Origin of the sequence: Saccharomonospora piscinae (genome assembly GCF_005862235.1) — a bacterium.
GTDB classification, from domain to species: domain Bacteria; phylum Actinomycetota; class Actinomycetes; order Mycobacteriales; family Pseudonocardiaceae; genus Saccharomonospora; species Saccharomonospora piscinae.
The window spans coordinates 738534-750431 of the sequence record NZ_VCEK01000001.1 but is presented as its reverse complement, the minus strand read 5'-3'; the positions used below and the strand labels follow the sequence as shown (position 1 = coordinate 750431).

The 11898-nt window shown below is 71.6% G+C and carries 16 protein-coding genes; 12 read left to right on the top strand and 4 right to left on the bottom strand.

Annotation, left to right across the window (positions count from 1 at the left end; all coding sequences use genetic code 11):
* Nucleotides 1-2 precede the first annotated feature (2 nt).
* The 4 genes from mobA (at nucleotide 3) to FFT09_RS03615 (ending at nucleotide 3768) form a co-directional block, all read left to right on the top strand.
* Entirely contained in the window at nucleotides 3-662 is a 660-nt protein-coding gene (gene mobA, locus FFT09_RS03630; RefSeq protein WP_138381810.1) for a molybdenum cofactor guanylyltransferase, read from the top strand.
* Nucleotides 663-787: 125 nt separating this feature from the next.
* Complete coding sequence (locus tag FFT09_RS03625; protein WP_024874307.1) at nucleotides 788-1831, top strand: AAA family ATPase; 1044 nt, start codon at nucleotides 788-790, stop codon at nucleotides 1829-1831.
* Nucleotides 1832-1840: 9 nt separating this feature from the next.
* On the top strand, nucleotides 1841-2791 hold the full coding sequence (locus FFT09_RS03620) for a DUF58 domain-containing protein (protein ID WP_081190718.1): 951 nt from the start codon (nucleotides 1841-1843) through the stop codon (nucleotides 2789-2791).
* Entirely contained in the window at nucleotides 2788-3768 is a 981-nt protein-coding gene (locus FFT09_RS03615; RefSeq protein ID WP_024874305.1) for a VWA domain-containing protein, read from the top strand. The genes FFT09_RS03620 and FFT09_RS03615 overlap by 4 nt, the downstream gene beginning before the upstream one ends.
* Here the strand turns inward: FFT09_RS03615 and FFT09_RS03610 are convergent.
* Together FFT09_RS03610 and FFT09_RS03605 are read right to left on the bottom strand one after the other, a co-directional pair.
* Nucleotides 3739-4230 (bottom strand): tRNA (cytidine(34)-2'-O)-methyltransferase, encoded by a 492-nt coding sequence (locus tag FFT09_RS03610; protein WP_138381809.1) that lies wholly within the window; start codon nucleotides 4228-4230, stop codon nucleotides 3739-3741. The genes FFT09_RS03615 and FFT09_RS03610 overlap by 30 nt on opposite strands.
* A gap of 56 nt (nucleotides 4231-4286) precedes the next feature.
* Nucleotides 4287-4844 carry a hypothetical protein gene (locus FFT09_RS03605; RefSeq protein ID WP_138381808.1) on the bottom strand — a complete coding sequence of 186 codons (558 nt, stop codon included), beginning with the start codon at nucleotides 4842-4844 and terminating at the stop codon, nucleotides 4287-4289.
* A gap of 113 nt (nucleotides 4845-4957) precedes the next feature.
* Between FFT09_RS03605 and FFT09_RS03600 the strand changes: the two genes are divergently transcribed.
* From FFT09_RS03600 to fabI, 5 genes are all read left to right on the top strand, one after another.
* Nucleotides 4958-5269: a type VII secretion target gene (locus FFT09_RS03600; protein WP_138381807.1), complete on the top strand. Its 312-nt coding sequence runs from the start codon at nucleotides 4958-4960 to the stop codon at nucleotides 5267-5269.
* Nucleotides 5270-5271: 2 nt separating this feature from the next.
* The gene (locus tag FFT09_RS03595) at nucleotides 5272-5988 is read left to right on the top strand and encodes a hypothetical protein (RefSeq protein ID WP_081190714.1); all 717 of its coding nucleotides are present in this window, start codon (nucleotides 5272-5274) and stop codon (nucleotides 5986-5988) included.
* Nucleotide 5989: 1 nt separating this feature from the next.
* Nucleotides 5990-6388 (top strand): hypothetical protein, encoded by a 399-nt coding sequence (locus tag FFT09_RS03590; RefSeq protein WP_138381806.1) that lies wholly within the window; start codon nucleotides 5990-5992, stop codon nucleotides 6386-6388.
* Between the two features lie 90 nt (nucleotides 6389-6478).
* A complete protein-coding gene (fabG, locus tag FFT09_RS03585) occupies nucleotides 6479-7183 on the top strand; it encodes a beta-ketoacyl-ACP reductase (RefSeq protein ID WP_081190712.1) in 705 nt (234 codons plus the stop codon).
* A 51-nt stretch (nucleotides 7184-7234) separates the two neighbouring features.
* Nucleotides 7235-8002: an enoyl-ACP reductase FabI gene (gene fabI / locus FFT09_RS03580; protein WP_081190711.1), complete on the top strand. Its 768-nt coding sequence runs from the start codon at nucleotides 7235-7237 to the stop codon at nucleotides 8000-8002.
* A 30-nt stretch (nucleotides 8003-8032) separates the two neighbouring features.
* Here fabI and FFT09_RS03575 read toward each other — a convergent pair whose 3' ends face one another.
* Together FFT09_RS03575 and FFT09_RS03570 are read right to left on the bottom strand one after the other, a co-directional pair.
* Entirely contained in the window at nucleotides 8033-8608 is a 576-nt protein-coding gene (locus tag FFT09_RS03575) for a TetR/AcrR family transcriptional regulator (protein ID WP_138381805.1), read from the bottom strand.
* Nucleotides 8609-8617: 9 nt separating this feature from the next.
* Nucleotides 8618-9106 (bottom strand): MarR family winged helix-turn-helix transcriptional regulator, encoded by a 489-nt coding sequence (locus FFT09_RS03570; RefSeq protein WP_167305328.1) that lies wholly within the window; start codon nucleotides 9104-9106, stop codon nucleotides 8618-8620.
* Nucleotides 9107-9198: 92 nt separating this feature from the next.
* Here FFT09_RS03570 and FFT09_RS03565 point away from each other — a divergent pair, with 92 nt between their 5' ends.
* The 3 genes from FFT09_RS03565 to FFT09_RS03555 all read left to right on the top strand — a co-directional run bounded on the left by FFT09_RS03565 (nucleotide 9199) and on the right by FFT09_RS03555 (nucleotide 11813).
* Nucleotides 9199-10143: an NAD-dependent epimerase/dehydratase family protein gene (locus FFT09_RS03565; RefSeq protein WP_138381804.1), complete on the top strand. Its 945-nt coding sequence runs from the start codon at nucleotides 9199-9201 to the stop codon at nucleotides 10141-10143.
* Nucleotides 10144-10259: 116 nt separating this feature from the next.
* Nucleotides 10260-11306 carry a ferrochelatase gene (locus FFT09_RS03560; protein WP_138381803.1) on the top strand — a complete coding sequence of 349 codons (1047 nt, stop codon included), beginning with the start codon at nucleotides 10260-10262 and terminating at the stop codon, nucleotides 11304-11306.
* A gap of 9 nt (nucleotides 11307-11315) precedes the next feature.
* A complete protein-coding gene (locus tag FFT09_RS03555) occupies nucleotides 11316-11813 on the top strand; it encodes a GtrA family protein (RefSeq protein ID WP_208544345.1) in 498 nt (165 codons plus the stop codon).
* Nucleotides 11814-11898: the final 85 nt, after the last annotated feature.

Here is an 11898-nt window from a genome sequence, read left to right as displayed (position 1 = left end):
GCGTGACCGAAGTGCCGTCCCCGCCCGTGCTGCCGGGGCTGGCCGGTGTCGTGCTCGCGGGCGGAGCCGCGCGGCGGCTCGGCGGGATCGACAAGCCGTCGCTGCGCGTCGAAGGCGTTCCGTTGCTGGTCACGGCCACGACGGCGTTGCGCGCGGCCGAGCCGGTGATCGTCGTGGGTCCCCGCAGGCCACTGCCCGCGGACGTGCGCTGGGTGCGCGAGGAGCCGCCGGGCTCCGGTCCGGTGGCGGCGCTGGCCGCCGCGCTGGCCCTGCTGGACCGGCTCGCGCCGCCCTCCGACGATATGACCGATGCGAGCGACACGACCGAGACGACCGATACCACCGGGACGAGCGACGCGACCGGCATGACCGTGGCGGTGCTGGCGGCGGACCTGCCCGGCGTGACCGCGCACACGGTCGCCCGGTTGTGGTCCGCTCTGCGTGGCGACCCGGCGGCCGACGGTGCGCTGCTCGTCGACGAGACGGGCCACCGGCAATGGCTCACGGGCATCTGGCGGCGGGCGGCCCTGACCACGGCCGTGCCCACCGAGCCCCGGGGCGCGTCGATGCGTGGCACCCTGGGTATGTCGTCCATTGTGGAGGTCGCGGCGCTGGCGGACGAGGCCCGTGACATCGACACACCGGAGGACCTGCGCCCCTGACCAGGCTTCACAGCCGTCACACCGGCCGGGGAGTTTCCTGGCGACTGCACGGCCGTGATCAGTCCCACCCCGGGCACCCGGTACGGTCACGGGGCACACCAGTGGTCGCCAGCGAGGAGGTAGGTGTGACCGAGCCCGGCACCCCGGCGCAGGACGCGCAGTTGCTGGAGCGCACCGTGTTCGAGGTGAAGCGCGTCATCGTGGGGCAGGACCGGCTCGTCGAGCGCATGCTGGTCGGGCTGCTGGCGAAGGGCCATCTGCTGCTGGAAGGCGTGCCCGGTGTCGCGAAGACGCTCGCGGTCGAGACGTTCGCCCGGGTGGTGGGCGGATCGTTCTCCCGCGTGCAGTTCACCCCCGACCTCGTGCCAGCCGACATCCTGGGAACCCGGATCTACCGGCAGTCCAGCGAGAAGTTCGACGTCGAGCTGGGGCCGGTGCTGGCCAACTTCGTCCTCGCCGACGAGATCAACCGCGCGCCCGCGAAGGTCCAGTCGGCCATGCTGGAGATCATGGCGGAGCGGCACGTGTCCATCGGCGGCGAGACGTTCCCGATGCCGCACCCGTTCCTGGTGCTCGCGACCCAGAACCCCATCGAGAACGAGGGCGTCTACCCGCTGCCGGAGGCCCAGCGCGACCGCTTCCTTTTCAAGATCGTCGTCGAGTACCCGACGGCGGAGGAGGAGCGCGAGATCGTCTACCGCATGGGCGTGACTCCGCCGGAACCGCAGCAGGTGCTCTCGCCCGACGAGCTGGTGCGGCTGCAGGACGTCGCGTCCCAGGTCTTCGTCCACCACGCGCTGGTGGACTACGTGGTGCGGCTGGTGCTGGCGACCCGCAAACCCGGTGAGCACGGCCTCACCGACGTCGCGGGCTGGGTCTCCTACGGAGCCTCGCCGCGGGCGAGCCTCGGGGTCATCTCCGGTGCCCGCGCGCTCGCGCTGGTGCGGGGCCGGGACTACGTGCTGCCGCAGGACGTGGTGGACATCGTGCCCGACGTGCTGCGCCACCGGCTCGTGCTGTCGTACGACGCGCTGGCCGACGGCGTGCCGCTCGACCACATCGTCAACCGGGTGTTGCAGGCCGTGCCGCTGCCGCAGGTGTCGGCCCGGCCCCAGGGACCCGGCCCCGGCACGGGACCCGCGGTCCCGGCAGGTGTGCCCGGCAGGTAGCGGGCCGACATGACACCGAACAACGACGCCAGGGCGAACCGGCCCACGTGGGCGCCGCCCATTCTGCGGGGCGACCGGATGGAGGCCGGGCTGCGCACCCTGGAACTGGACGTCCGGCGCCGGCTCGACGGGCTTCTGCAGGGCAATCACCTGGGACTGGTGCCCGGCCCCGGTTCCGAACCCGGTGAGGCCCGGCCGTACCAGCCCGGCGACGACGTCCGCCGCATGGACTGGGCGGTCACCGCGCGGACGACCACCCCGCACATTCGCGAGACGGTCGCCGACCGCGAGCTGGAGACCTGGGTGGTGGCCGACCTCTCGCCGAGCCTGGACTTCGGCACCGCGGCCTGCGAGAAGCGTGACCTCGTGGTGTGCGCCGTCGCCGCCGTCGCCCACCTCACCGGCGGCGGTGGCAACCGCATCGGCGCGCTGCTGTCGAACGGCGCCGAGACCGTGCGGGTCCCGCCCCGGGGCGGCCTCGGCCATGCCCGTGACCTGGTCCGCAGGGTCGCGACACTGCCGAGCGCCGAGGAGGGCACACGCGGCGACCTCGCGACGCTGGTGGACAAGCTGCGCAGGCCGCCGCGCCGTCGTGGCCTCGCCGTCGTGATCTCGGACTTCCTCGGCCCCGTGACGTGGGAGCGCCCGCTGCGGGCACTGTCGGCGCGGCACGACCTGATGGCCGTGGAGGTGCTCGACCCGCGCGACGTCGACCTGCCCGAGGTCGGATCGGTCGTGCTGGCCGACCCCGAGTCGGGGCGGCAGCGCGACGTCCACGTCTCGGCTCTGCTGCGCAAGGAGTTCGCCGCCGCCGCGAGCGCCCACCGGGCCGAGGTGGCGCGCGCGATCCGGCAGGCCGGGGCGGGGCACCTCGTGCTGCGCACGGACTCCGACTGGATCGCCGACCTGGTGCGCTTCGCCGTGGCCCGCAAGCGAGGATGGTCGGGAGCTGCCTCATGAGCGTGTCCGGATTCGCGGCGCCGTGGTGGTTCCTGCTGGTCGTCGTGGTGGCGGCGCTGGTGGTGGGCTACGTGCTCGCGCTGCGTTCCCGCCGCAAACGCACCCTGCGGTTCACGAACCTGGAACTGCTGGAGCGGGTCGCGCCTCGGGGACAGGGCCGGGCGCGGCACGTGCCGGCCGCGCTGCTGGTCGTGTCGCTGCTGCTGCTGACGTTCGCGCTGGCCGGTCCGACGGCCGAGCAGAAGGTGCCGCGCAACCGCGCCACGGTCATGCTGGTGGTCGACGTGTCACTGTCGATGAAGTCGACGGACGTCGAGCCCAGCAGGCTGCGTGCCGCGCAGGACGCCGCGCGTTCGTTCGCCGAGGGCCTGACCCCGGGAGTCAACCTCGGGTTGATCTCCTTCGCGGGCACGGCCACGGTGCTGGTGGCGCCCACCACGGAGCGGGGCGGCGTGACCCACGCGATCGAGAACCTCAAGCTCGCGCAGTCCACCGCCACGGGGGAGGGCATCTTCGCCGCCCTCCAGTCCATCGAGAGCTTCTCCGCCGTCGTCGGGGGTGCCGAGGGGCCGCCGCCCTCCCGGATCGTGCTGATGACGGACGGCAAGCAGACCGTGCCGCAGGACGAGTACGCACCGCGTGGAGCGTTCACGGCGGCGGGCATGGCCAAGCAGAAGGACATCCCGGTCAGCACGATCTCCTTCGGCACGTCCTACGGCAGCGTGGAGATCGAGGGTAAGCAGGTACCGGTGGAGGTCGACGACACGTCCATGCGCGAGATCGCGCGGTTGTCGGGCGGCGACTTCTACAAGGCCGCCACCGCCGAGGAACTCAAGCGGGTGTACGACAGCCTCGGCGAGCAGATCGGCTACGAGACCAAGGAAGTGGACAACAGCAGGCCGTGGGTGGCGCTGGGCACCATCGCCCTCGTGGGCGCCGCCGCGAGTTCACTGCTGATCGGCCAGCGGTTGCCCTGATCCCGCACCCGCGAAGTCGTGCTGGCGCCACGCCTCGTACACGGCGACCGACGCCGTGTTGGTGAGGTTCAGCGAGCGGGACGCGGGCACCATCGGCAGCCGCACCCGGCCGGTGATCCGCCGGTCGGCCAGCACCTCGGACGGCAGGCCCACCGACTCGGGGCCGAACAGCAGGACGTCGCCCGCCGCGTAGGACACGTCGGTGTGCCTGAGCCGCGCCCGTGCCGTGAACGCGTGGACCCGTTCCGGGGCGAGTGCCTGCCAGGCCCCCTCCAGATCGCGATGAATCCGCACCTCCGCCAGGTCGTGGTAGTCCAGGCCCGCCCTGCGCAGGTAGCGGTCCTCCAGCGAGAACCCCAGCGGTTCGATCAGGTGCAGTTCGCAGCCGGTGTTGGCGGCGAGCCGGATCGCGTTGCCGGTGTTGCCTGGAATCTCGGGATGGAAGAACACGATCCGGAACACGGCGACGATTCTGCCGGGTCGCCCCGGCACGGCCGCACGGGGCCGGTTCGGGCCCGCTACGAAGGCCCCGGCGCGGGGCCCCGGTGACGCGCGAGGTCCGTGGTGAACTCCGCGCTCGGGTCGGCGACCTCCACTTCGGTGCCGTCGTCGCTGGTGAACGCACCGGCGATCCGCCCGAGACCCGCCCTGCTGAACGGCAGCGCCGAGAGCACCAGCGCGACGAACCCGCCCGCGGCGGCGCCCGCGAGAGCACGGGGAGCGTCGTCGGAGAGCACGCCGACCAGCAGTGAGCCGACGAACGCCGTGAGCCCGCCCACGAACAGCAGCAGTGTCACCGCCAGCCACGAGCGCCGCAGGCGCAGGCAGGACCGGCACAACGGCCAGGCCCGAACGGGTACGACGCGCACCCGTTCGGCGTAGCGGCTCAGCCTGCTCGCCGTGCTGAGCGCGTTGGCGCTCAACGCCCGGTTGCCCTCCACCCGGACCTTCGACTGGAGGGCGAAGTCGGCGCGCCTCGCGGCGGGCCGGCCGTGCCGGGCGCAGCGGTCGGGCAGGCCGGTGCCGTCCGCGGCCAGTTCGGCGGGGATCCGCACTCGCGCCCGGTCGGATGACATCGTTCGCTCCCTGCCCGTCTGCGTCCGTGCTCGCCGTCGCGGTCCTGGCCGGTCCGTGGGCGTTGGTACAGTCCGCGCGAGACAGCGGACCAGGACGCGGCGGTGAGCATCGTATGGGATTCAGGGCGGAGCCCGGAAGCATCCGGAAGTTCGGCGAGGCGATGGACGGCCTGGTGTCCGACGCCAACGCGGCGAAGGACTACGTGTCCGACCACCTGAATGTCACCGCGGGCGACGCCCGCATGTTCGCCACGGTGGCCGGTGCGGCGGCCGACGTGCTGGAGGCGTTGACGGCGAACTACGGCCGTCTCGCGACGATCCAGCGGACCTCGGCGGCGGAAGTGGACAAGGCCGCCGTGATGTACCAGGAGACCGACGACGAGAAGGCCGAGCGGCTCGACCGCACGTACGAGACGGGCGACTGACCATGAGTGATCCCTCCGCCGCGTTGACGGACCCGCAGGCGTCGGACCCGATCCCGGACCTACTCGAGAACGTCATCGGCATCAGTCAGTACATCAGCGTGTCCTACTGGGTGGGGCAGGCGATCGACGCCGTCTTCGACGTCAACCCCTTCGAGTGGGTCGCCCAGGAGATGGCGGGCGACTGGGAGGCGGTCCAGCGCGCGGGCATCGCCTTGAAGAACCTCGGTGAGTTCAGCGCCGAGTACGCCAACAGCATCACGACGGCGTGCGGTGCCGTCGCGCACGACTGGCAGGGCAACGCCGCCGACAGCGCGAACGAGTACTTCACGGGGCTCGCGGGCACGGTCGGGGACCAGCAGCAGAGCCTGGAGGCGATGGGCGGCGACTTCGAGACCACGGCCGTGGGCATGTACGAGGCGGCAGCCGCGATCAAGGCCTCGCTGGAGATGCTCATGGACCTGCTGATCGCGCTCGGGCTCGAACTCGCCGCCGCCGCGGCGAGTAGCTGGACCGTGATCGGCCCGGTGCTGTCGGGCGCCGCCGCGGTGGCCACGGTGTCGAAGGCGCTCGGCGTGTGGGGCGACGTCCTGCAGGCTCACACCATCGCGTGGAACAGCGCGCAGGGGCTGGTCGGGCTCGTCGCGGGCTACCTGGGCACGTTGGACGACCTGGAAAAGCACGCCCTGCCGGAGAGCAACTACGACCACCCGGGAGTCTGACATGGCCGAGGCGAGCCCGGACCCGCTGCTCGACGTCGCCCGAGGCGACGCGGCGCTGTCCCGCCACCTCCGCAATTCGCTGACGCTGTTGCGCGGCAAGACCGAGGACCCGGAGTTCCGCCATCTGGTGGACGACGTGCTGACCGGCAGGCGCGGCCTGCGCGACGTGGCCGGATCCGCGGCGTTCGCCCGGGCGTTGAACCCGCTCGCCGAGCAGGGCGCCGAGCAGTACCGCGCACTGTCCGACGAGGAGCGCGACGAGCTGGCGGCGCTGGGGGAGCGGCAGTTCGCCGAACTGCGGGAACGGGAACGTGCGGAAGCGCAGCGGCGCGGCGCGGACGGTGAGCACGGCCCGGACGACGGGGACGACGACTTCGGCGACCGCACCTACCTGCGGTGACGACGCGCCGGTCCCAGCCGCGACGCCGCCGTCCGAGAAGGATAATGTCGGCGCTGCAGCATGTACCCATCTCGGCGCGAGGAGTATCACGTGGGACGGTCCGTTCTGGTCACCGGCGGTAATCGCGGCATCGGGTTGGCGATCGCGCGCGAACTCGCCGACGCCGGTCACAGCGTCGCGGTGACCCACCGCGGTTCGGGCGCGCCGGAGGGCCTGTTCGGGGTGAAGGCCGACGTCACCGACGCCGAGCAGGTGGACGCGGCGTTCCAGCAGATCGAGCAGCACCAGGGTCCGGTCGAGGTGCTGGTGTCCAACGCCGGGATCACCGACGACACCTTGCTCATGCGCATGAGCGAGGACCAGTTCTCCCGGGTCGTGGACGCCAACCTGACGGGTGCCTACCGCGTCGCCAAGCGGGCCTCGCGGGGAATGCTGCGCGGCAGGTGGGGGCGGTTCGTGTTCATCTCGTCGGTGGTCGGGCTGAGCGGTGGCGCGGGCCAGGTGAACTACGCCGCCAGCAAGGCCGGTCTCGTGGGGCTCGCGCGCTCGCTGACCAGGGAGCTCGGGTCGCGCAACATCACCGCGAACGTCGTGGCTCCCGGCTTCATCGTCACCGACATGACCGACGAGCTCACCGACGAGCAGCGGTCGTCGGCGCTGGAGCGCATCCCGGCGGGCCGCTACGGCGAGGCGGGCGACGTCGCGCGCGCCGTGCGGTTCCTGGCCTCCGACGACGCCTCCTATGTCAACGGCGCGGTGCTGCCCGTCGACGGCGGCCTCGGCATGGGCCACTGAGCCCACCGCCCACCCTTCCGATCTCCCGAATCCCGAACTTGGAGGATGACTGTGCCCGGACTGCTCGAAGGCAAGCGGCTGCTGATCACGGGCGTGATCACCGACGCGTCGATCGCGTTCCACGCGGCCAGGGCCGCGCAGGAACAGGGTGCCCAGGTGGTACTCACCGGGTTCGGGCGGCTGTCGCTGGTGGAACGCATCGCCAAGCGCCTGCCCGAGCCCGCGCCGGTGCTGGAACTGGACGTGCAGAACCCCGAGCATCTCGACACGCTCGCGGACCGGGTGCGCGAGCACGTGGACGGTCTCGACGGTGTGCTGCACTCGATCGCCTACGCGCCGCCGACCTGCCTGGGCGCGCCGTTCATGGACGCGCCCGCCGGCGACGTCGCCACCGCCGTGGAGGTCTCGGCCTACTCGTACAAGTCGCTGGCCGCGGCCGTGCTGCCGTTGCTGAGCCGTGGCTCGTCGCTGGTCGGCATGGACTTCGACGCGCGGGTCGCGTGGCCCGCCTACAACTGGATGGGCGTCGCGAAGGCGGCGCTGGAGTCGGTCAACCGCTACCTCGCCCGTGAGCTCGGACCGCACGGTGTGCGCGTCAACCTCGTGGCGGCGGGGCCGGTGAAGACCATGGCCGCCAAGTCCATTCCCGGCTTCGGTGAGCTGGAGGACGGCTGGGGCGATCGTGCCCCGCTCGGCTGGGACACCACGGACCCGGAGCCGGTGGCCAAGAGCATCTGCGCGCTGCTGTCGGACTGGCTCCCGGCCACCACCGGATCGATGGTCTGGGTCGACGGCGGCGTCCACGCCACCGGGCAGTGATCCGTCGATCCGTCGCTGAGCGGCGGGCGCTCACAGCGCGGTGAGCGCCCGCTCCGCCATGTGCTCCAGTGCCGCGCGACCGAACCCGGTGCGGGAGAGCACCCGCAGGCCACCGACGGTGCCGTGGACGAACTCGGCCACCGCCGTCGGGTCGGCGCCCGGATCGAGTTCGCCGTCCCGCTGCCCGCGACGGACGAGGTCGGCGAACAGCACGACGATGTCCTCGGCGTGCCCGCGCAGGTCCTCGGTGATCACCGGGTCGCGTCCGCCGAGTTCGGCGGCGGTGTTGACGGCGAAGCACCCTCGGGAGCCCGGCCCGGCCTCGTCCTCGATCACCGAGGTGAACACGGTGCGCACGATCTCGCGCACGGGCCGGGGCTCGTCCACCAGGAGCCGGTAGCGCTCCATCGTGTCGTCGAAGTAGCGCCGCAGTGCCCGCCGGAACAGCGCGTGCTTGCTGCCGAAGGCGTTGTAGACGCTGCTGCGGCCCAGGCCGGTGGCCTCGCACAACTCCTGGGTCGAGGTGGCCTCGTATCCGGCGGCCCGGAAGGCGGTCAGCGCCCCCGACACGGCGGTGGCCTCGTCGAACTCCCGTGGACGTGGCATGGGACGACTCTAGTCGTGGGATTGACCGACGTAGCCGAGGCAGCCGTCGGCGTCGCTGTCGATCTGCGCGACGAGATCGGCGAGCTGTGGATCCTGTCGGGCATGGCGCAGTTCGGTGTCCAGCGCTTGGAGGTAGGTGCCGCGGGCACGTTCAAGCAGTCGTCGCCCATGTTCGGTGAGTTGGGTGTACACGCCCCGCCGATCGGTGTCGCAGTGGTAACGCTCGGTGAGACCGGCCCGTTCGAGTCGGCCGACCAAGCGGCTGACCGAACTGTGGTTCAGCGGTATCGCGTCGGCGAGCACCTGCTGCCGCAGGTGTCCCCCGTCGTCCGAGAAGGCCAGCGCGGCCAGGGCGAGGTACTCCGACACGGACAGCCCGTGCTCGCCCTGGAGTGAACGTTCTACGGCGTCGTCGACGCGGGCCTGAAGTCGGCGTAGCGCCTGCCAGCGCCGCTCCAGGAGGGTGGGGAGGGTAACGACGGGTTGGCCGTCTCGCATCGGTCCAGTTTGACAGAGGACTCACGCGCTGAAAGTATCTGCATATACACATAGTGCATGTGCAACTAGTTGAGATCCTTGGGGGCGGGAAAATGCGGGTGTTCATCACGGGCGCAACCGGCTACATCGGTGGTTCCGTCGCGGTGGGGTTGTGTCGTGCGGGCCACGACGTGGCCGGCCTGACCCGGCAGCCGGCGGCCGCCGATCGGCTGGCTCGGCTCGGGATCGATCCCGTCGTCGGCTCACTGGACGACGCGCAGCTGCTGGCCCGCCAGGCGACGAAGGCCGACGCGGTGATCAACGCAGCGGACAGCGACCACCGTGGCGCGGTGGTCGCATTCACCGAGGCACTGGCAGGTTCGGGCAAACCACTGCTGCACACCAGCGGATCCAGCGTCGTGGGCGATGATGCGCGGGGCGAGGCCTCCCACCACGTGTTCACCGAGGCCGATGTCCGTCCCGGCGGGTCTTGGCGGCCGACCGAGGACAAAGCGGCCCGGGTGGAGATCGATCGTCTCGTGCTGGCGGGCTCCGCCGACAACATCCGGTCCGTTGTGCTGTGCAACAGCCTGATCTACGGGCACGGTCGCGGGCTCGCCAGGGACAGTGTGCAGCTCCCGCGCCTGGTCGCCGTGGCCACGGCAACCGGAACCGCCCGGCATATCGGCCGCGGGCACAACATCTGGTCCACCGTGCATATCGATGACGTCGTCGACCTCTACCTACGGGCACTGACCAGCGCTCTGGCGGGTTCGTTCTACTTCGTGGAGAACGGTGAGGACTCGTTCGCCGACATGGCCCAGGCCATCGCCGAGACGCTGGGCCTGCCACCCGCCCAGCCCTGGGACCTGGACTCCGCGATCGAGGCATGGGGCTACGAACCGGCCGTCTATGCCCTTGGTTCCAACAGCCGAGTGCGGGGTGGCGCGGCACGCACGGAGCTGGCCTGGGCGCCTCGGCACGCCTCGGCGATCGAGTGGATTCGTCGCGAACTTCGCGTCACCGGCGACAGCGCGGAGGCGACACCGGCGTCGTAGGGGGCGCGTGAGCAGCGACGCCACGCCCGCCCGCCCGTGACGCGGGGTGAGACGGCGGTCGCGCATGGGCACACCCCCGGTCTGCGCCGCGTGCGGGGCGACGGCAGGATGAGGGCGTGGACTACGACGCGTTGCTGTGGTTGTCGTTCGGCGGACCCGAGGGACCGGACGACGTCATGCCGTTTCTGGAGAGGGTCACCAGCGGCCGGGGAGTGCCACCGGAGCGGCTCGCCGAGGTCGCCGAGCACTACCACCACTTCGGCGGGGTGTCGCCGATCAACCGGCTGAACCGGGAGGCCATCGCCGCCGTGGAGGGCGAGCTGGCCCGGCAGAACCTGTCGCTGCCCGTCTACTTCGGCAACCGCAACTGGCACCCGCTGGTGGAGGACACCGTGGCGAGGATGGCCGCCGACGGGGTGAGCAACGCCCTGGTGTTCGCCACGAGTGCCTACGGCGGGTACTCGGCGTGCCGCCAGTACGACGAGGACATCCTGCGCGCCAGGGCCGCGTTCGGTGAGGGCGCACCGCAGCTGGTGAAGCTGCGCCAGTTCTTCGACCACCCGCTGTTCGTGGAGTCCGTCGCCGACGCCGTCCGCGACGCCTACACCCAGGTCGGCGATCCCGGCGCGCGGCTGGTGTTCACCGCGCACTCGGTGCCGACGGCCGCCGACGCGGCCGCAGGCCCGCCGGAGGAGGGCGGGCATCGCTACTCCCGCCAGGTGGCGGAGGCGGCGAGGCTGGTGGCGGCCGAGGTCGGCGCCGAGACCTACGACGTCGTCTGGCAGTCCCGGTCGGGACCGCCACAGGTGCCGTGGCTGGAACCGGACGTCGTCGACCACATCGACGCGCTGCACGACGAGGGCGTGCGCGCGGTGGTGTGCAGCCCGATCGGGTTCGTGTCCGACCACCTCGAGGTGATCTGGGACCTCGACAACGAGGCCGCGGACAGGGCCACCGAGCTGGAGATGCGCTTCGCGCGCGCCGCGACGCCCAACGACGACCCCCGGTTCGCGCGGCTGGTGGTGGAGCTGGTGCGGGAGCAGACCGAGGGCGTGTCACCGCGCTCGCTGTCCGACCTCGTCAACGGTGGCGACACCGCCAACGGCGCGCCCTGCGCGACCCGCTGCTGCGAACCCGCCCGTCGTCCGGCGGCGCACACGTAGTCCGGCCGCGTGGGTGCGATCGAAGCCGTGCTGGTCCTGCTGCCGGGCACCGTGCGCGCCAGGGCGATCCGGCACCGTGAACTCGTCAAGTTCGCCTGCGTCGGTGCGGTCACGTTCGTGGTGGACAACGCCGTCTGGTACCTGCTCAAGCTGACGATCCTGGTGGAGCATCCCACCACGGCCAAGGGCATCGGCATCCTCGTCGCCACGATCGTGTCGTACGTGCTCAACCGCGAGTGGTCGTTTCGCACCAGGGGCGGGCGGGAGCGCCCGCACGAGGCGGCGCTGTTCTTCGCCGTGAGCGCGGCAGCGCTGATCATCAACGTCGTGCCGTTGTACCTGTCGCGATACGCACTGAACCTCCAGGTGCCGCACGTGGACCGGTTCACGCAGGAGGTGGCCGACTTCGCCAGCGCGTCGGTGCTCGGTGTCGCGCTGGCGATGCTCTGGCGGTTCTGGGCGTTCCGCCGGTGGGTGTTCCCAGCCGAGTTCGGCACGCGGGGCTGAGGGCCGGGTCAGCACAGCGCCGAGGCCCGCGCGGCTTTGGTGGCACACCGCGACAGCACTGCCGCGCGTGAGGCGGCGGCGCGCC

What these genes read in the sequence shown, in the direction of transcription:
- FFT09_RS03620 (WP_081190718.1), top strand. Translation starts at nt 1,841, where the DNA reads ATGACACCGAACAACGACGCCAGGGCGAACCGGCCCACGTGGGCGCCG.
- FFT09_RS03615 (WP_024874305.1), top strand. Translation starts at nt 2,788, where the DNA reads ATGAGCGTGTCCGGATTCGCGGCGCCGTGGTGGTTCCTGCTGGTCGTC.
- FFT09_RS03605 (WP_138381808.1), bottom strand. Translation starts at nt 4,844, where the DNA reads ATGTCATCCGACCGGGCGCGAGTGCGGATCCCCGCCGAACTGGCCGCG.
- FFT09_RS03600 (WP_138381807.1), top strand. Translation starts at nt 4,958, where the DNA reads ATGGGATTCAGGGCGGAGCCCGGAAGCATCCGGAAGTTCGGCGAGGCG.
- FFT09_RS03595 (WP_081190714.1), top strand. Translation starts at nt 5,272, where the DNA reads ATGAGTGATCCCTCCGCCGCGTTGACGGACCCGCAGGCGTCGGACCCG.
- FFT09_RS03590 (WP_138381806.1), top strand. Translation starts at nt 5,990, where the DNA reads ATGGCCGAGGCGAGCCCGGACCCGCTGCTCGACGTCGCCCGAGGCGAC.
- FFT09_RS03575 (WP_138381805.1), bottom strand. Translation starts at nt 8,608, where the DNA reads ATGCCACGTCCACGGGAGTTCGACGAGGCCACCGCCGTGTCGGGGGCG.
- FFT09_RS03570 (WP_167305328.1), bottom strand. Translation starts at nt 9,106, where the DNA reads ATGCGAGACGGCCAACCCGTCGTTACCCTCCCCACCCTCCTGGAGCGG.
- FFT09_RS03565 (WP_138381804.1), top strand. Translation starts at nt 9,199, where the DNA reads ATGCGGGTGTTCATCACGGGCGCAACCGGCTACATCGGTGGTTCCGTC.